The sequence below is a fragment of the Campylobacter showae genome (assembly GCF_900699785.1).
Taxonomy (GTDB): domain Bacteria; phylum Campylobacterota; class Campylobacteria; order Campylobacterales; family Campylobacteraceae; genus Campylobacter_A; species Campylobacter_A showae_D.
The window spans coordinates 484,535-499,715 of record NZ_LR535679.1 but is presented as its reverse complement, the minus strand read 5'-3'; the positions used below and the strand labels follow the sequence as shown (position 1 = coordinate 499,715).

At 45.1% G+C, this 15,181-nt stretch carries 24 protein-coding genes and 1 tRNA gene; 22 read left to right on the top strand and 3 right to left on the bottom strand.

Annotation, left to right across the window (positions count from 1 at the left end):
• Window positions 1-149: 149 nt before the first annotated feature.
• From E4V70_RS02490 to E4V70_RS11055, 15 genes are all read left to right on the top strand, one after another.
• Window positions 150-533, top strand: coding sequence for a hypothetical protein (locus E4V70_RS02490; protein ID WP_122862026.1), 384 nt, complete (start codon window positions 150-152; stop codon window positions 531-533).
• On the top strand, window positions 526-1,152 hold the full coding sequence (locus E4V70_RS02485) for a phage baseplate assembly protein V (protein ID WP_122862027.1): 627 nt from the start codon (window positions 526-528) through the stop codon (window positions 1,150-1,152). Before E4V70_RS02490 ends, E4V70_RS02485 begins: the two co-directional genes overlap by 8 nt.
• Window positions 1,152-1,439 carry a GPW/gp25 family protein gene (locus E4V70_RS02480; RefSeq protein ID WP_122862028.1) on the top strand — a complete coding sequence of 96 codons (288 nt, stop codon included), beginning with the start codon at window positions 1,152-1,154 and terminating at the stop codon, window positions 1,437-1,439. The genes E4V70_RS02485 and E4V70_RS02480 overlap by 1 nt, the downstream gene beginning before the upstream one ends.
• The gene (locus tag E4V70_RS02475; RefSeq protein WP_122862029.1) at window positions 1,436-2,521 is read left to right on the top strand and encodes a baseplate assembly protein; all 1,086 of its coding nucleotides are present in this window, start codon (window positions 1,436-1,438) and stop codon (window positions 2,519-2,521) included. Before E4V70_RS02480 ends, E4V70_RS02475 begins: the two co-directional genes overlap by 4 nt.
• Complete coding sequence (locus E4V70_RS02470) at window positions 2,518-3,072, top strand: phage tail protein (protein WP_122862030.1); 555 nt, start codon at window positions 2,518-2,520, stop codon at window positions 3,070-3,072. The genes E4V70_RS02475 and E4V70_RS02470 overlap by 4 nt, the downstream gene beginning before the upstream one ends.
• The gene (locus tag E4V70_RS10825) at window positions 3,065-4,252 is read left to right on the top strand and encodes a hypothetical protein (RefSeq protein WP_197730457.1); all 1,188 of its coding nucleotides are present in this window, start codon (window positions 3,065-3,067) and stop codon (window positions 4,250-4,252) included. Before E4V70_RS02470 ends, E4V70_RS10825 begins: the two co-directional genes overlap by 8 nt.
• Window positions 4,249-4,659, top strand: a complete 411-nt coding sequence (locus E4V70_RS02460; RefSeq protein ID WP_134482475.1) for a hypothetical protein — start codon at window positions 4,249-4,251, stop codon at window positions 4,657-4,659. Before E4V70_RS10825 ends, E4V70_RS02460 begins: the two co-directional genes overlap by 4 nt.
• A 2-nt stretch (window positions 4,660-4,661) precedes the next feature.
• Complete coding sequence (locus E4V70_RS02455; protein WP_122862032.1) at window positions 4,662-5,066, top strand: hypothetical protein; 405 nt, start codon at window positions 4,662-4,664, stop codon at window positions 5,064-5,066.
• Between the two features lies 1 nt (window position 5,067).
• Window positions 5,068-5,217, top strand: a complete 150-nt coding sequence (locus tag E4V70_RS10665; protein ID WP_163026437.1) for a hypothetical protein — start codon at window positions 5,068-5,070, stop codon at window positions 5,215-5,217.
• Window positions 5,214-5,846: a DUF7338 family protein gene (locus E4V70_RS02450; protein WP_122862033.1), complete on the top strand. Its 633-nt coding sequence runs from the start codon at window positions 5,214-5,216 to the stop codon at window positions 5,844-5,846. The genes E4V70_RS10665 and E4V70_RS02450 overlap by 4 nt, the downstream gene beginning before the upstream one ends.
• Before the next feature lie 87 nt (window positions 5,847-5,933).
• The gene (locus tag E4V70_RS02445; RefSeq protein WP_122862034.1) at window positions 5,934-6,347 is read left to right on the top strand and encodes a DUF5675 family protein; all 414 of its coding nucleotides are present in this window, start codon (window positions 5,934-5,936) and stop codon (window positions 6,345-6,347) included.
• Window positions 6,348-6,358: 11 nt separating this feature from the next.
• Window positions 6,359-7,522, top strand: a complete 1,164-nt coding sequence (locus tag E4V70_RS02440) for a phage tail sheath family protein (RefSeq protein WP_122862035.1) — start codon at window positions 6,359-6,361, stop codon at window positions 7,520-7,522.
• A 10-nt stretch (window positions 7,523-7,532) separates the two neighbouring features.
• Entirely contained in the window at window positions 7,533-8,048 is a 516-nt protein-coding gene (locus E4V70_RS02435; RefSeq protein ID WP_122862036.1) for a phage major tail tube protein, read from the top strand.
• A gap of 85 nt (window positions 8,049-8,133) precedes the next feature.
• Entirely contained in the window at window positions 8,134-8,394 is a 261-nt protein-coding gene (locus E4V70_RS02430) for a phage tail assembly protein (protein ID WP_122862037.1), read from the top strand.
• 17 nt (window positions 8,395-8,411) lie between these two features.
• Window positions 8,412-8,534 carry a hypothetical protein gene (locus E4V70_RS11055; protein WP_269472412.1) on the top strand — a complete coding sequence of 41 codons (123 nt, stop codon included), beginning with the start codon at window positions 8,412-8,414 and terminating at the stop codon, window positions 8,532-8,534.
• On the opposite strand, the gene E4V70_RS10660 is transcribed toward E4V70_RS11055, so the two are convergent.
• On the bottom strand, window positions 8,531-8,695 hold the full coding sequence (locus E4V70_RS10660) for a hypothetical protein (protein WP_163026438.1): 165 nt from the start codon (window positions 8,693-8,695) through the stop codon (window positions 8,531-8,533). The genes E4V70_RS11055 and E4V70_RS10660 overlap by 4 nt on opposite strands.
• A gap of 49 nt (window positions 8,696-8,744) precedes the next feature.
• Between E4V70_RS10660 and E4V70_RS02425 the strand changes: the two genes are divergently transcribed.
• Genes E4V70_RS02425 through E4V70_RS02410 form a run of 4 tightly spaced genes read left to right on the top strand, consistent with a single transcriptional unit; the run spans window position 8,745 to window position 12,465 of the window.
• Window positions 8,745-10,937, top strand: coding sequence for a phage tail tape measure protein (locus tag E4V70_RS02425; protein ID WP_122862038.1), 2,193 nt, complete (start codon window positions 8,745-8,747; stop codon window positions 10,935-10,937).
• A gap of 4 nt (window positions 10,938-10,941) precedes the next feature.
• On the top strand, window positions 10,942-11,316 hold the full coding sequence (locus tag E4V70_RS02420; RefSeq protein WP_122862039.1) for a phage tail protein: 375 nt from the start codon (window positions 10,942-10,944) through the stop codon (window positions 11,314-11,316).
• A complete protein-coding gene (locus E4V70_RS02415; RefSeq protein WP_122862040.1) occupies window positions 11,309-11,500 on the top strand; it encodes a tail protein X in 192 nt (63 codons plus the stop codon). The genes E4V70_RS02420 and E4V70_RS02415 overlap by 8 nt, the downstream gene beginning before the upstream one ends.
• Window positions 11,494-12,465: a phage late control D family protein gene (locus E4V70_RS02410; protein ID WP_122862041.1), complete on the top strand. Its 972-nt coding sequence runs from the start codon at window positions 11,494-11,496 to the stop codon at window positions 12,463-12,465. The genes E4V70_RS02415 and E4V70_RS02410 overlap by 7 nt, the downstream gene beginning before the upstream one ends.
• An 18-nt stretch (window positions 12,466-12,483) precedes the next feature.
• Here the strand turns inward: E4V70_RS02410 and E4V70_RS02405 are convergent, their stop codons facing one another.
• The gene (locus tag E4V70_RS02405; protein WP_122862042.1) at window positions 12,484-13,356 is read right to left on the bottom strand and encodes a tyrosine-type recombinase/integrase; all 873 of its coding nucleotides are present in this window, start codon (window positions 13,354-13,356) and stop codon (window positions 12,484-12,486) included.
• 18 nt (window positions 13,357-13,374) lie between these two features.
• Window positions 13,375-13,887: a hypothetical protein gene (locus E4V70_RS02400; protein ID WP_122862043.1), complete on the bottom strand. Its 513-nt coding sequence runs from the start codon at window positions 13,885-13,887 to the stop codon at window positions 13,375-13,377.
• Between the two features lie 244 nt (window positions 13,888-14,131).
• Here E4V70_RS02400 and E4V70_RS02395 point away from each other — a divergent pair, with 244 nt between their 5' ends.
• The 3 genes from E4V70_RS02395 to E4V70_RS02385 all read left to right on the top strand — a co-directional run bounded on the left by E4V70_RS02395 (window position 14,132) and on the right by E4V70_RS02385 (window position 14,944).
• Window positions 14,132-14,347 (top strand): XRE family transcriptional regulator, encoded by a 216-nt coding sequence (locus E4V70_RS02395; protein WP_122862044.1) that lies wholly within the window; start codon window positions 14,132-14,134, stop codon window positions 14,345-14,347.
• Between the two features lie 124 nt (window positions 14,348-14,471).
• Window positions 14,472-14,711, top strand: a complete 240-nt coding sequence (locus E4V70_RS02390) for a helix-hairpin-helix domain-containing protein (protein WP_122862045.1) — start codon at window positions 14,472-14,474, stop codon at window positions 14,709-14,711.
• Between the two features lie 142 nt (window positions 14,712-14,853).
• Window positions 14,854-14,944, top strand: a tRNA-Ser gene (locus E4V70_RS02385).
• Window positions 14,945-15,181: the final 237 nt, after the last annotated feature.

Below are 15,181 nucleotides of genomic sequence, written 5' to 3'. Positions count from 1 at the left end.
TCAGGAAAAATACGTACCCGTAAGGTGCAATGCCAAAATGCCGCAAAAGCCCAAAAATGATGGCACGTTTGAGACGGACAAGAAGATTGCTGTTTATTACCGCGATTGCGAAAAAAAACTGAAACAATGCCTGGGGATAAAGGAATAAAATGGAAAATAGCCTAAATTTTAGCGACGAGATTAAAGAAACTACGGGACTTATCAACTCGGCGGGAGCTTGGGGGACGAATGAGTTTTTGGTCTTTATGGTGATTTTCGGCTTTATCGTCTTCGTGGTAATCTTTTGGCTACTAAACAAAACCGCAAACAAAAACGCCGAAATTTTGGTGGATATTTCCGTAAGAAGCAACGAAGCTATAAATAACAACACGGCCGCTACCAGAGAACTGGTAGAAACGCTACGCACCGAAAACGGCGCAAACCGCCAAAAACTAAACGAAATTCACGATGACGTAAAAGAGATAAAACAAAACGTGAGACGAAGGCGACCTATTAAAAATAATAAATTTAGCGAGCATATCGGCGATGAGTAGAGAATATTTTATAGAAGTCGCAACGATCAGCGAGGTTCGCGGCGACAAGGCAAGAGTAGCCGTAGGCTCTATGGTTACCGATTTTTTGCCCGTGCTGCAAGCTTTTTCAAACTCCTTTGCCGTGAGCTTCTCTCCTATCAGAGCGGGCGAGCAGGTGCTGGTCTTGCCGGTAAGAGGAAACCTAAACAGCGGCGTCATACTTCGCGGACTCTACCAAAGCGCGCATAAAGAGGAGCCGACGGATAAAAAGGTGCGCGTAAGCTTTGAAGACGGCGTAAGCATGAGCTACGATACGGCTAGCTCTACGCTTGAAGTCAAAAGTCCGAAATCTATAAATATAACCTGCGAAAACGCAAATTTGAACGCTAGAAACGTAATAGTAACGGCAAACGACACCGTCGTAAAAAGCCCGAGCATAAAGCTACTAGGCGACACGTTCATAGAGGGCGCTATAAATACGGCCGGCGATGGCGGCGCAAGCGGAAGCTTTGAGATAAACGGGGACGTAAGAATAACCGGGTCTATAACGACGGGAGGCGACGCAAGTTTCGGCGGCAGCGTAAGAGACGGCAGAGGCGATCTAACAAATCATACAAACAACGGGGCGGCGAGGGACTAATGGCAAAGTATCTAGCGGATATAAAAGAAAGCATAAAAGACATCTTGCTCACGCCTCTAGGCTCGCGGGTTATGTTGCCCGAATACGGCAGCCGCTTGTTCGAGCTAATAGACCGCAAGGTAGACGACGAGTTTAGAGCCGATCTTGCCTGCTACGTCATAGAAGCCGTAGAAAGATGGGAAAAAAGAGCGAATATAGACGAGGTAAAGTTAATAAGCCTAAAAGACCATAGGCTAAATTTTAAGGTCGCTCTCACAAGTGGCGACGAGATAGGGATAGAGCTATGAGCTTTTTAAAAAATTTACCTTTTCCAAACGTAATCGAAGAGCTTAGCTACGACGAAATTTTAAAAAGCGTCAAAGGCGTCTTTAAAACGTATTTAAACGATGACGAAATTTCATTGCTTGAAAGCGACAATTACTCGGCCCTGCTTGAGACGCTGGCTTACCGCGAGCTGCTTTTACGCGCTCGCATAAATAGCTCGGTAAAAGCCATGCTGCTGCCTTTTTCTAGCGGTAGCGATCTTGACAATATCGTGGCGATATACGGCATAGAGCGCCTAAAAGGAGAAAAACCGACGGCTAGTATCGAGCTTTCGCTTTCGACTCCTAGAGATGCGGATACGATAATTCCGGCCGGAACCGTTTTAACTAGCGACAACGGCGACGTCGCCTACGTCAAAGAAACGGCGATCGTCAAAAAAGGAGAACTAAAAACTACGGCCGTATCGGTGCTTGATAAATTTATAAAATCAAGCCCGCTAAAGTGCGAATATATCCAAACCCCTTTCCCTTTCGTGCTAAAAGCAAAACAACTAAGCGAGTTTGGGGGTGGCGCGGAGGTAGAAAGCGACGAAAGGCTAAAGGAAAGAGCCGTGCTTTCTCTTGAAAGATTTAGTACCGCGGGAAGCAAAAAGGCCTATATCTATCACGCTCTTTCGGCAAACGCAAAGGTAGAAGAAGCCAGCGTACTAAACGGGGGACCGGGCATAGTAAAGGTATACCTAAAAACTAGCGATATGAGCGAAGAGACCAGACAAAGCGTGGCGGATTACCTAAGCGGCGAGAAAGTAAGACCGCTAACCGATACGGTTATAGTAGAAAACGCTACGATAAAAAATATAGAGGTTAGGGCCGAGCTGGAACTAACCGATATGTTTTTGCAAGATAGCATCGACAAGGAGATTAAAGGTTCGAAAAGCTCTCTTTCTATCGGCGAAGATCTAAATTTAAGCTACGTATATTCTACGCTTCACAAAAGCGGAGTATATAGGGCGAGGCTAATAACTCCGAGCGCAGATACCAAAGTAGGAGACGATAGCTTTATAAAAGTAAGTTTTTCTCTAAGCTATAAAAAGGCCGAGCTATGAACTTGCTGCCGAATCACAAAAGTAAATTCGACAAGAAATTTGACGAGCTGTTTGGAGTAAGGCTTGATAATCTGGATTTGGGAGCGATAAATATACTGGCCGACTCTTGCCCGGCTTCTCTTTTGCCTATACTGGCTCAAAGCTACGACGTGGATATAGAGGGGCTTGGCGAAACGGGCGCTAGGGGCCTAATAAAGGAAGCTTTTAAGATTCACTACTATAGCGGTACTTTTTACGCCGTAAAAAAGGCGGTTCATGCAATAGATAGCGGCGCGATAATAGTGGAAGGAAATTTGGGACAAAAATATAACGGAAGCATAAAACACGATAGAAGTAGATTTTACGGTTCAAACTCCCACTGGGCGGAGTATTCGATCATCGCTAGCGTACCGCTCTCAAAGAAAAAAGCAAAACAAATAAGCGATGCGGCAAAAAGCGCGGCGCCCGTAAGATGTACGCTAGTAGCCATAGAATATTCGGCTAATAGCGTAACGTATAACGGGCAAATAAAGTATAACGATCAATTCAATTATGGAGTATACAGTGGCTAACGTAAAAGAAGAAAACAGATGGGAAGAAGGCGTATATCAAATCGAGGTAACCGACCCCGTCGTAGGCGGGGTAGACGGTATAAGCAACAAGCAAGCAAAACAGCTGGCAAACCGCACTAGCTACCTCAAAGAAAAAGTGGACGCGCTAACGCCTGCAAAAATCTTTGAAGAAATCAAAAAAATAGACGGAACGGATAGCGGATTGGATGCGGACAAACTAGACGGGCTTGATAGCTCAAGCTTTGCAAAACTAGATAGTACCCAAATCCAGTACTTTACCGGAGACATCGGAGCGGGTAGAAGTTCAAGCTCAAATAACGAGGGCGGAGAGCTAAGGCTAAAAGCCGCACCGATCTCGGGGTTCATAGACAGTGCAATCGATGTTTATTCACCCCAAAGAGGAGTACAAAACATAAGAATACTGCAACCAGACATGAATGGTTCACCCAAAATCTTAACAATGCCGGCAGTAGATGGCACAGTTTGGTCTTCAGGAAACATGGGAGCTGGAAGCGGACTGGATGCTGATAAACTAGACGGTTTCGATAGCTCAAGCTTTGCTAGATTTGGGCAAGCCGTACCTAATGTGGCTTTGCCTCAGGGAGATTATAGTAACGTCGGTTTTTGGCGAAAAATAGATGCTGGATGGTATTGGTACTCTATCTCAATACAAGGCAGTAATAACCCTTCCCCTTATGGTTTTGTGCATGTTATCAAAATGGGAAACGAATGTGATATTTATTGGCACAGTAAGGGGTCGGCTACGATATTTAAATTCGGATTTAATGGGAGTATCTCTGATAACACTAATGTAGGTTGGGCGATAGTGACCTCTGAATTAACTATAGGGGCTTACCCTAATACGGCGGTCTTGAGGGACGCCAACGGCGGGATAAGCGCCGCCCATCTATCTTCCTCGATCCTCACCGGCAACAGCGCAACTCTAGATCTTTCAAAGGCCGATAACTTCGAAATAACCTTGACGAGCAAAGGCGTGCTAACGCTAGCTAACGGCGTGAGAGGCCAAAGCGGGGTAATTGCTATAAGCAATGCTGCTGCGAATATAACGGGGTACGCCTCAAACATCAAGTGGAGAACAACGCCGACAAACCTCCAAGCGACGGAAACCTTTGCGTATTTCGTCTGGCACGACGGATATATCAGTATAGGACGAGTGTGATGTGGTATATGCTAATAGGAATTCAAAAACAGATATACCAAAAAGCCGACGTCCTTTTCTCCGAAACCGCGTCTAGATACTTCGACGGCGGCGGGCAGGTATATACCGACCAAATATCCGTAAAAGGCAACATAAAGGAAATAAGCAAGCTAAAGATCACTACCATTCAAGAAATACCGGGCAACGGTAGCAATACCAGATCGGTAGCATATCCGCTGGGCGACTTTCTGGGCTCTAACGGCGCGGCACATAAGGCGTATCGAAACGACAATGGCGAAGAGTATTGCACTCTATACGTCAAAATAGAAATTCTAAACGATACTAGTATAAAAATACAAAGACGCTGCGTCGTAAATAACGGCCGTCACGTAAATTTCTACAGCATCAAAATAGAAGTAGAGGAGTAAAAATGAAACTATACGATACCAAAACAAAGCAAATTCAAGAGCTTGAACTCATAGAAACGAACGACGGGCTCATGTACGTATCTTTTCTTAGTGAAGAAGATTTATTAAAGAACGGATATAAAAAGGTAATTGAAGAAGCTATCCCTGAACATACTGAACAAGGTAAAAAGCTTGTAATGAAAACTGAGGAAACTTCTACTAGCTATAGAATCTTTTATGCTTTTGAGGAGCTCTCTTTAGAAGAGAAAGCCGAGCAAGCTTTAATGGAAGTACAAGAGCAGATTGAAGAAGTTGAAGGTTATATACGACATGCAATTCTTATCGGTAATGATAGAGTTCTGCCGGAGCTAAGGGAAGAGTATAAAGAACTCTTAGCTCAAAAACAAGCTTTAGAAAAGGAGGAGTAATATGAAAAAGAAAGCTAAACGCTGCGAAATTTGCTCAAGTAAGCTGGATAAGCAGGACAATTGCACTTGGGACGGCTGCCCTGCTAGCCCAAAGTATCAAACGGAAGAAAACGAATCAAAGCAAGAAGAAAAAACAAAAGGACAAAAATGAGAAGACTAAACAATAAAGAAATTTTACAAATTTCAAAAAATATCGCTATCGAGCTTCCGCTTGAGATAGCCTCTTTCGTAGTAGTGCCCATAGCTCTAGCTTTTACGAAGCCTAGCGACGATCGTCTTCCGAAATGGGCCAGATGGTTCGAGGACGCAAACGACTATTACGACGGGCAAAACGCGGCCATAAACGGCGACGGCGGGTGGAGACGGGATCACTTCCCGCCTCCTAAAAACCGCACGTACTTCGCGCGCCTTTGCTGGCTATATAGAAACCGCATAGGGTATTTTTCAAGCAAATACCTAGGCGTTAAGATGGACGACGTAGAGCCCGCTAGCGTAGTTACGGATGGCGACGTGCTTATCACGCAAAACAAAGGATGCAAAAGTGGTTTTTGCAAGGTAGAGTGCCGCCTCAAAGACGGCAGGAGGAGATTTGGCTACTACCGCGAGATAAGATACACGGGCTTTTTAAGCGGCTTTTATTGCCGCATTTACGTCGGCTGGAAACTCATGGACATAGCCGGTGCAAATCCAGAAAATTGGCACGAATTTATCGAAGACGGCGATAAAAAGGTGCTAAAGACTGTTTGGGCGTTTCATCCGCTGAAAAGGGTCAAAGAGTGAACGCGTCAACAAAGAAATTCGCAATCATTGCGGCGGCTATATTGATCGTGGCCGCAATGATAAATTTAATCAAATAGGGGAGCAAAAATGAAGCTGATAGTCGAGAGGATTAAAGAGATTTATGACGGCACGATAGGCAGATTTCGCCTAGTTTCGCAAGATAGGCGCGTGCTGCTAGAGGGCTTTACGCTCGAGCCCGCGGGTCCTGATACCGTAGAGCGAGGCCGCGATAAGCGGATACCGGCAGGAGTTTATCAAACAACCTGGCATGAAAGCGACAAATTTCAAAGGCTTTTGCCATTGCTTTTTAACGAAAAAGTGCCGAAAGATAGATGCATACTCATCCATAGCGGCAACGTCCCAAAAGATACGCAGGGGTGCATCTTGCTTGGAAACAAGGCGGACGAATACGGAGTTAGCGACAGCAAAAGAGCGCTGGAAGCTTTTATAGAGCTGACATTCAAAAAAGAATTTCAGGCAGAAATCATCAACAAATTTTAAAAGGAGATAGTATGGCAGCAAAGTTCGGAGTAAACGTAACCATTTCAGCCGAGGCCGCAAGACCCATCAGCGTAGAAAGCGTTACGCCCATAGGAATCGCCGGATACGAGGAGGTCCTAGATAACGGCCTACATTTTTTCATGACGACGACAAAGGCGCTTGAAGCGTTAGAGGCAAAATACAAAGCCAAAAAGGACGCGAGCCAAGCTTTTAAAAAGGGCTCGATTTATAGGGCTTTAAAAGGCATTGAAGATCAGGCCGTAAATACTCAAATAATTTTAAGCGTATTTACAAAAGACGACGATAGCGATACGAACGACGAGATTACCGAGTGTAAAAAGGCTATATCAGAGCTAACCAAAGCAAAATCCCGCTTCGGGTATAACCCTAATCTAATCATAGCGCCGGGATTTAGCAACGAAGACGCCGTAAAGGGCGAGATAGAAAAAGTGGCCACCAGACTAAAAGCGACCGGCATCGTAGATCTAAAAGCCCAGGATGCGGCCGCAGCGATAGTAAAGATGGGGGATTTCGGCACTAGAAGGCTCGTTGCAGCGTATCCTAACGTCAAGGTTTGGGACGATGAAACGAGCGCTTACGTCTATGAGGGGCAAAGCGCGAGAATAGCCGGAATGATAGCTCATACGGACGGCGCAAGCGAGTTTGGATATAGCGACAGCTACTCAAACAGAGTAATGATAGGAGTTTCGGGTACGGAAATAGACGTAGATTTCGAGCTTGGAGAAACTTGCACGGCCGATGAGCTAAGGGCGGCTAAAATTTCTACCGTCATTAGAGAAAGCGGCTTTAGGGCTTGGGGCGGAGAGACTAGCGATCAAGATACTATATGGAAAGACCTTGCAAGAGTCAGGGTGTTCGACCGTATTTCGCAGGCTTGCCAAAAAGGCGTGCTGTTTGCGATAGACAAAAAAGCCGACCAGCTCTATCACGCCAAAAGAAGCGTTAGCGAGCTACTGCGCGGTCTGGTCGGGGCAAAAGTACTGCTCGGATACGAACTTAGCTGGAGCGAGAAAAATACGCTGGCCAATATCACGGACGGCAAATTTTACCTAGACGTCAGAATGCAAAACAACCCCGTCGTAAAACAGCTTACGCTTGATTTTATCTATGTCGATAAATACGGCGAAACGCTTATGAACGAGCTAAACAAATAAGGAGTAAAAAATGGTAAAAAGACAGATACCTCAGGTGGTACAGGAGGCCAACGCTTTTATAAACGGTCAAGGATATTTAGGCGTAGTTAAATCGCTCACGATACCAAAGATAGAGCAAGAGACGATCGAAGCCAAAGGGGCACTCGGCGGTAATTTCGCAAGCGGAACGATAAAACCGGTGGAAATGGAATTTAAGCTAAGCGTGCTCGATAGGAACACATACTTGGGCTATGGACTCAACACTTGGAATAACAGAATTCCTTTTTTATTTAAGGCTAGCATATTCCAAGCTGGCAAAGGCGCTCCAGAGCCTTTTTCTATGGCCGTAACGGGAGATATTACCGAGATAGACCCGGGAAGCTTTGAAAGCGGTAAAGAGATGGAAGTAAGCATCAAGCTAGCCGTGCATTTCATGGATATATCTATCGGAAAAAATCAGCTAGCCATGTTTGACGTGGAGAACATGATATGCCTGATAGGCGGGGTAGATTATTTATCTCAAGTGCGTTCAAATTTGGGCGAATAATAAATATTTTCTATCGGCGACGAGAGCTGCGCCGATAGATTAAACGGCTTTTAAAGGCCCTTAAATTTAAATCAAAGGAATAAAAATGAGCAAGAAAAACGAAATCATCGAGCAAGACGGCATCAAATACACCGTCGTTACGTTATCAGACAGCAACGAAGTTAAAATCAGGCACCCAAAAGGCAAAGATCTTCGCTTTGCTATGAGCGCAGGCAGAAGCAATGAGGCCGATTTGACCTTTAGGCTAGCTAGCAACCTTACTTGCATGAGCGAAGCGGAGCTTGAGGAGCTAGAGGCTAAAGACTGCTCGCTTATCCTTAGCGCGGTAGCGGGTTTTTTAGCGTAGGCCACACTCGCGAGGGCGTGGCGATAATAGGACACGCGCTTCATTTTTCGTTTGATGAAATTATGGAGTTTTACGTAGACGAATACGAGGATTTTTTAAAAATAGCGATAGAAATTTTAAAGGCAAAGAGCGCTTATTAGCTTCTTATGCCGTCTATCGCGCCGCCGGCTAGAGCGCAAGCGATCATGACGCCGAAAGGATTTATATCAAAAAACGCCCACAAAGAGGCCCCCATGATAATCCCTAGGTTTACGCCTAGTTCTACGAAGTCGGTTTTTTGAGAGTCGATGTTTGTCTTCATGTTTTTATTGTAGCTCGCGAAAATTTAAAAGTCAAGAAAAAGGGCAAAAATGGATAGTACTCAAATAGGTATTTTTATCGGCCTTAAAACGGCGGGGTTTAGCGCGCTTAGCGGCAACGTTTCGAAACTCAATGCCTTATCTTCAAGCCTTGAAAAAGCCGGCAAAAACGTTACCAGGCTAAACGAAAAAATATCTAAAATAAAAGATTTGAAGCTTGGTATCGACTCTAAGATCTCAAAAATCGGCGGCGAGCTTAGTAATTGGCAGTCAAGACTAGCCGGCGCGGCCGGCTTCGCGTTGCCCGTAAAACTAGCCGTAGACGACGAGGCCGCTTTTGCGAACGTCAAAAAATACGTAGACGATAGCGAAGAGAACCTACTAAAACTCAAGCACGAGATGAAGACGCTATCAAACGAGCTCGGAGAAAGTTTTTCAAATTTATCGAGTATCGCCGCGGGCGGAGGAAAGATTAACTTAGCAGGCGAAGAGCTAGTGAAATATACGCGCTTGTTAGCTACCGGTTCTACGGCGTTTGAGATGAGCGCCGACGAAGTGGCTACGGCCGCAAACAATATGAAAGTGGGTTTTAAGCTAGACAAGGTAGACGGTCTAAAAGAGTTTTTCGACGTCGTAAATTTGCTCGACAACAAAGTTACCAACGCCGGCGCGGCCGATATACTTACTGCCACCTCTTTAACGGCGGGCAACGCAAATCTGCTAGGTCTAAACGAAAAAGCCGCCAGTGCGATCGCGGCAAGCATGCTAAGTACCGGCAAGGCCCCGTCGGTCGTAGGTACATCGCTAAATTCTCTTTATACCAGACTGGCCAACGTGGATAATCAGGGCAAGAAATTTCACGAAGCGCTAGCCACCATAGGCCTTGACGCTGGGTATTTAAAAACGGCCATCGGTAAAGACGCCGCGGGAGCCGTGACGCTGTTTTTAGATCGTATCGCCGCTGCACCTAAAGAGCTTCAGGCGGGGCTGCTTTATGATTTGATGGGCGGAAATTTTAGCGACGAAATCGCAGGCTTGATTACGAATATGGATGCCTTTAAAGCCAATATGAAGATGGCTTTTTCGGACGAAGCCGTAGGAAGCATGCAAAAAGAGCTACAAGTCAAGCTAAACACTACCAAATCGAGCCTCGAAAGATTAGCGCAAGCCTGGAGAAATATAGGCTCATCTATAGGCGAAGCGTTTTTGCCGACGCTAAAACTTCTAACCTCGGCGTTAAATTCTATCGCGAGCGGTATGTCTTGGTTTATAAAAGAACGCCCTGAAATATCTAAGTTCGTGTTCGGTCTAGCGGGCGGTCTTTTGGCTTTCGTGACCTTGGCTCCGGCCGTTAAAATTCTAGCTTGGAGTTTAGGTATAGTTTGGCAACAAGCCAAGATACTGGGCACGGCGTTTAGCCTCCTAAAAGAGGTATTTAAGCTCAAATATCTATCTACCCTAAAGCTAAACGCTGCGTATTTGATCACCGCTGCTCGCATGAAAGCCGCGGCAGCGGCTACCTGGATAGCAAACGCCGCTGGCAAAGCGTGGGCGGCGACTATGGCGGCGGTAAGAGGCGCGTCTATTGCGGCTGCGGCCGGTATGAAAATAATGCGCCTAGCCCTCATCTCTACCGGTATCGGAGCTTTGGTAGTAGCTTTAGGAGCGGGCGCGGCATGGATTATAGAAAACTGGGATAAGGTAAAAACCTTTTTTGAAAATATCTGGGAGAGCGTAAAGCCCTATTGGGAGGCTACTTCAAATTTCTTTAGCTCTATATTCGATTCGGTAGTAGAGTGGTGGAGATCTATCTTTGGAGGCTTTTTTGATTGGATCAGCGAGAAATTTCAGTGGATCGTAGATACCGTTAGCTCTATCGGCGACGCCTTGGGAGCGGCTACTAATTGGACGAAAGACGCTCTTGGTATAGGAGATGGTAAAGAAACGGCTTGGTATAATCCTTTTTCTTGGTTTAACGACGAAGAGCCTCAAAGCGCGCCGATAAAGGCCAAAGAGACCTTATTCGCGGCGTCTAAACCCGTCTCCCCGCAAGCCGCCGCAGTAGCGGCTACCGCAAGCGGAGCGAATATAAATATAAGCTTTAACGGCGATTTTTTACTTAATTCAAATAACGGCAAATTCGATCTTGAAAGCTTTAAGGCTCAAATAACAAGAGGTGTCAAGGAGGCTTTGAGAAGGGACGATTTTAACAGCGCCAACACCGAAATAAGAGAGCAAAGGTAGAGATATGGTACTAAATTTGGGCGGATTTAAATTTAACTGGAAGCAAGTAGGCGGCATATCGTTAGAGACGGAGTTTGGCATAAGCTCGCAGGACCGTATCCAAAATCACCCGGCTTTATTTGCGGCAAACCTCGGAAACCAAACCGTGAACATAGAGGGGCAGACTATGCCCTATAACGGCGACAAACAGACGGCGTTAAAAAGGCTTTATGAGCTAGCGCGCAGTAGGCAAAGCTATCCGCTAACCAACGGAAACGGCAAATATTTCGGCAGGTTCGCGGTTCTTAAAATCAGCGAAAAACAAGCCGTATTCACTCCAAACGGAGCGTTTTTTACGCAGAGCTTTAGTTTGGAGCTAAAAAGGGATTACGATGGATAAAATTTATATAGCTAAAGACGGCGATAGGCTCGATACTATCGTTTACGCGCATTACGGACATTTAAGATTTTTCGAACAAGTACTAGCTCTAAATCCAAAGCTGGGCGCTACGCTTAAAGCGGGCAACAAGGTATTTTTGCCCGAGATAAAAGAGAAAGCCAAGGAGCAAAATAAGCTATGGTAAAACATCCAAATTTTAAGCTCGAAGCAAACGGCAAAGATATTACGGAGATAATCAGGGCAAATTTAATCAGCCTAAATTTCGACGACAAAGAGGGAAGCAAAAGCGACGAGATAAGCTTTGGCGTTAGCGGTATATACGCCAAGCCCGTATTCGGCGATAATCTAAAGCTTTGGCTAGGATACGGGGACGATCTTTATCTTTGCGGCTCGTTTAGCGTGCAAACGGCTAGCAGGGATTATAAAAACCAAACCACCGAAGTAAGAGCCACTGCCGTAAACTTCGCAAGCCCTCAAAAAATCAAAAAGCGCAGGAGCTGGGAGAATACCACCGTATTTGAAATAGCAAGAAAAATAGCCGGCGAAAATAAGCTTGCCGTAAAAACGTCCGGGCAGGATCAAAACATCGCCTCCGTCTTGCAAAACGACGCGGGGGATCTAGATTTCTTATATGGGCTTTGCTTTGATTACGGCTTTATCATGGCGGTAAAAAACGCTACTATCGTCATAGCTTCCAAAGACGCCAAAGGGGACGAAACGCAAACTTCAAATACGCCTAAAAACGAAAGTCTACCAGCTTTTACTCTAAATTTAGCCGAGCTTTACTCCTTGGAGATTACCGAAGCCAACAGAAACTCATACGGAGCGGTTATAGTAGAGTGGCAAGACATAGAAGCGGGTAAAACAAAGAGTATCAAGGTAGGTTCGGGGGAGCAAACCTACAAGATGCAAATAGCCCAACCAAAATCAGATAACGAGGCTTTTAGGCAAGGCGAAGCCAAGCTAAACGAACTGCAAAAGGGCGGCATAAACGGTAGGTGTTCTTTGCCCGGAGCAAATATAATAGCGGGCGGAAAGCTTAAATTTAGCGGTATAGCGGGGCTAGAAGCAAACGAATTTAGTATCAAAAGCGTAAGCCATAGATTAAGTACGGATAATTACGAAATAGAGATTGAATTTGAGGGGTAAGGCCGAACGAATCGGCCTCTAAAAGACGTTTATATTGCGATCTATCTTCAAGTGTTCGTTTTTGATGAACCTAGCGTATACCTTGATCGTCATATCTAGGTTTGCGTGCCCTAGTATTTGCGAGACCCATTTGATAGGTATCTCGCCCCTCGCGGCGCGCTCTACCATGTGCGTGGCAAAAGTATGTCTCGTATGCCTCGCACTTCTATACGGCACTCCGCAACTATCTAGAAATTTGCGCCACTTGCCGTTCCCAAACAGCGAAGTAGAGCCAAACAAATGATCTCCTCTCTCTGAAAACACCCACTCGCTATCTCTTTGCCGCGCTAGCTCTTTGATATACGGTAGCAATGGCTCAAATATAGGTATGATCCTATCCTCGCCCGTTTTTGTTTGGTTTTTGACTAGGCCGTCCACAAGGCTTTTTGATATACGAATCGTCATACCATCCAAATCTATATCATCCCATTTGAGAGCCAAAATTTCGCAACACCGCGCTCCCGTATAAAATGCAAAGGCTAGATAGCTCTTAAGCCCGCCCGTAGCTCTTGATAGCATAGTTTCTATTTCATCTTTGGCGAAAGGGTCTATCTTTGAGGAGGCTATCTTCGGGCGCTTCACTCCTTGAAAAGGGTTTTTGTCTATGCCGCCCTTTTCAATAGCCTGTGCGCAAGCTCTGTTCCAACAAAGCACTACGCGCTTGATAGTATTTGGCGCTAGGTTTTTTTGCATAGCCGCGACCCATTTTTGAGTATCGGCCGACGTGATCTTTTCTACGTCCTTTGGTAGCTTCTCCGTGTGAGAGAAGCTGCTTTTTTGTATTCTATACCGTTCAAGGCTGATTTGGCCTAGGGTTTCTAGGTAGTCGTTTGCTATGTTTGAAAGTGTCATGATTGCACCCTAAAAACGCTACAGCTCTTCTCTATATTGCTCGCCAAATATAACCTGCCCATCAGCTGTTTCGCCCATATACGCTGTTTTTTCTAGATAGTTCCATCCTGCCCCATACCCATCGCCGTCGCAGTATATCATCAGGTCCCCAAACTTTTCCAAAACCTCCGGGGCGTCTACGTCCGCCCTCACTATATCTCCACACTTGACACCACGTGCGCGGAGCTCTTGCAAAAGCTCCTCTAGGTTGCAACCTGAAGCTAGCCCTAGTGCTTCGCAAATGTCTTCAAAATAGGCATACGCGCTACCTAGCTCGTCTAGGCTTTCAACATCAATGTCTAGAACATCTACCATTTCTTCCCACTCGCCTGCAGAAAACGGTATGGCGACGATATACTCCGCAATCACTGGGGTAGGTTCTGCGACAACCTCAATATCTCCGGTTTTCCATTCATCGCCTATTAAATACTGATGGTCCGCAAAATCAATGAAATATTTTGCCTCGCGTTGTTGTAGTATATCTTTTTGCATTTTAGATCCTTTATTAGATTTTGGTATAATAAAGGCTCCCGTTTGGGAGCACCTAGCGGCGAGATGTGATCTTGGCGGATTGTCTCGTCGCGCCTGCTTAAGATTGTATCGTTTCAATCTCTTTATATGCCGTTATTGTATCGTATAGATACTTAAGGGTATCTTAAAAAATGTATCTTTTAGATACAAAAATTTGATTTTTTTGTATTTTTAGGCTACTATTGCAAAAATCAAAGGAGTATATATGGATAAAGAGATTTTTCAAAAGCTACTAGATGTCGCAGGGCTTACAAAAAAACAGCTTTCTGAAATATCGGGGATACCATATCCCACAATACGAGGCTGGGGATCTACTACACCTTTTCCGCCCTATTTGCAATTTATGTTGGAAAATTACATAAAAGCCAAGAGCTACGAGAGTATGAGGGATCAGGTGTTTAGAATAGAGAAAATCAAGTAGTTTAAATGGCTTTTAAAGAGTGTTTAAAAAGGGAAACTGGTGTTTAAAATGAGAGCAAACGAGGCGTAATTTTTGCCTCACTCTCATTTTATATGCAAAATACTCTCATTTTATATGCGCGCCGATAGATTTTAAGAAAATCCCCTATGTCGGCGAGGCGACCGAGGCGGATCTGCTCGCACTCGGCTACGAGGATATCGCTTCGCTAAAGGGCGCGGATCCAAACGAGATGTTTGAACGCACAAAGGCGCTCGGACGCGGCAGCGACAGGTGCATCCTCTATGTTTACCGCATGGTCTGTTACTACGCCAGCACGCCCCATCCCGACAATGCCAAGCTAAAATGGTGGCTCTGGAAGGATTAAGTTTGCAAATTTGATACGCGCGAGCTGTTTAAACTCGATCAAATTTTGCGCGGCTATTTTTCTGCGGGAGGGCGGCAGGCGCGAAAACGCAAATTTAAGCAAGATATCAGCGGTATTTAATTATAATGCGGTTTCTTTTTTGGGACAGATGGGTGAGTGGCCGAAACCACACCCCTGCTAAGGGTGCAGCTTCTAACCGGGGCTCGAGGGTTCAAATCCCTCTCTGTCCGCCACCAACTTTTTATTAATTTTTTTAGTTTCAAAAACTTCTTTAAAAATATCCAGACCAATCAATTTTAAATCACTATGGTTTTGGTAGATTTTGAAAATAAATAATATCATACAGTAACTGCTAGACATTTTAGATGTTTACTGCTCGTGTTCTTGGCAATAAATAGAAAAATATTGTTTTGCGTGCAGCCTTGATTGTTATGCGACTAATTAAATGTGTATAAATGCAGTCCCATTGC

Excerpts from the sequence above, each read along its gene's own strand:
- E4V70_RS02455 (WP_122862032.1), top strand. The coding sequence starts at position 4,662 with ATGAAACTATACGATACCAAAACAAAGCAAATTCAAGAGCTTGAACTC.
- E4V70_RS02435 (WP_122862036.1), top strand. The coding sequence starts at position 7,533 with ATGGTAAAAAGACAGATACCTCAGGTGGTACAGGAGGCCAACGCTTTT.
- E4V70_RS02470 (WP_122862030.1), top strand. The coding sequence starts at position 2,518 with ATGAACTTGCTGCCGAATCACAAAAGTAAATTCGACAAGAAATTTGAC.
- E4V70_RS02425 (WP_122862038.1), top strand. The coding sequence starts at position 8,745 with ATGGATAGTACTCAAATAGGTATTTTTATCGGCCTTAAAACGGCGGGG.
- E4V70_RS02415 (WP_122862040.1), top strand. The coding sequence starts at position 11,309 with ATGGATAAAATTTATATAGCTAAAGACGGCGATAGGCTCGATACTATC.
- E4V70_RS02475 (WP_122862029.1), top strand. The coding sequence starts at position 1,436 with ATGAGCTTTTTAAAAAATTTACCTTTTCCAAACGTAATCGAAGAGCTT.
- E4V70_RS02440 (WP_122862035.1), top strand. The coding sequence starts at position 6,359 with ATGGCAGCAAAGTTCGGAGTAAACGTAACCATTTCAGCCGAGGCCGCA.
- E4V70_RS02420 (WP_122862039.1), top strand. The coding sequence starts at position 10,942 with ATGGTACTAAATTTGGGCGGATTTAAATTTAACTGGAAGCAAGTAGGC.
- E4V70_RS02445 (WP_122862034.1), top strand. The coding sequence starts at position 5,934 with ATGAAGCTGATAGTCGAGAGGATTAAAGAGATTTATGACGGCACGATA.
- E4V70_RS02395 (WP_122862044.1), top strand. The coding sequence starts at position 14,132 with ATGGATAAAGAGATTTTTCAAAAGCTACTAGATGTCGCAGGGCTTACA.
- E4V70_RS02430 (WP_122862037.1), top strand. The coding sequence starts at position 8,134 with ATGAGCAAGAAAAACGAAATCATCGAGCAAGACGGCATCAAATACACC.
- E4V70_RS02400 (WP_122862043.1), bottom strand. The coding sequence starts at position 13,887 with ATGCAAAAAGATATACTACAACAACGCGAGGCAAAATATTTCATTGAT.
- E4V70_RS02405 (WP_122862042.1), bottom strand. The coding sequence starts at position 13,356 with ATGACACTTTCAAACATAGCAAACGACTACCTAGAAACCCTAGGCCAA.
- E4V70_RS02450 (WP_122862033.1), top strand. The coding sequence starts at position 5,214 with ATGAGAAGACTAAACAATAAAGAAATTTTACAAATTTCAAAAAATATC.
- E4V70_RS10665 (WP_163026437.1), top strand. The coding sequence starts at position 5,068 with ATGAAAAAGAAAGCTAAACGCTGCGAAATTTGCTCAAGTAAGCTGGAT.
- E4V70_RS02410 (WP_122862041.1), top strand. The coding sequence starts at position 11,494 with ATGGTAAAACATCCAAATTTTAAGCTCGAAGCAAACGGCAAAGATATT.
- E4V70_RS02490 (WP_122862026.1), top strand. The coding sequence starts at position 150 with ATGGAAAATAGCCTAAATTTTAGCGACGAGATTAAAGAAACTACGGGA.
- E4V70_RS10660 (WP_163026438.1), bottom strand. The coding sequence starts at position 8,695 with ATGAAGACAAACATCGACTCTCAAAAAACCGACTTCGTAGAACTAGGC.
- E4V70_RS02480 (WP_122862028.1), top strand. The coding sequence starts at position 1,152 with ATGGCAAAGTATCTAGCGGATATAAAAGAAAGCATAAAAGACATCTTG.
- E4V70_RS02485 (WP_122862027.1), top strand. The coding sequence starts at position 526 with ATGAGTAGAGAATATTTTATAGAAGTCGCAACGATCAGCGAGGTTCGC.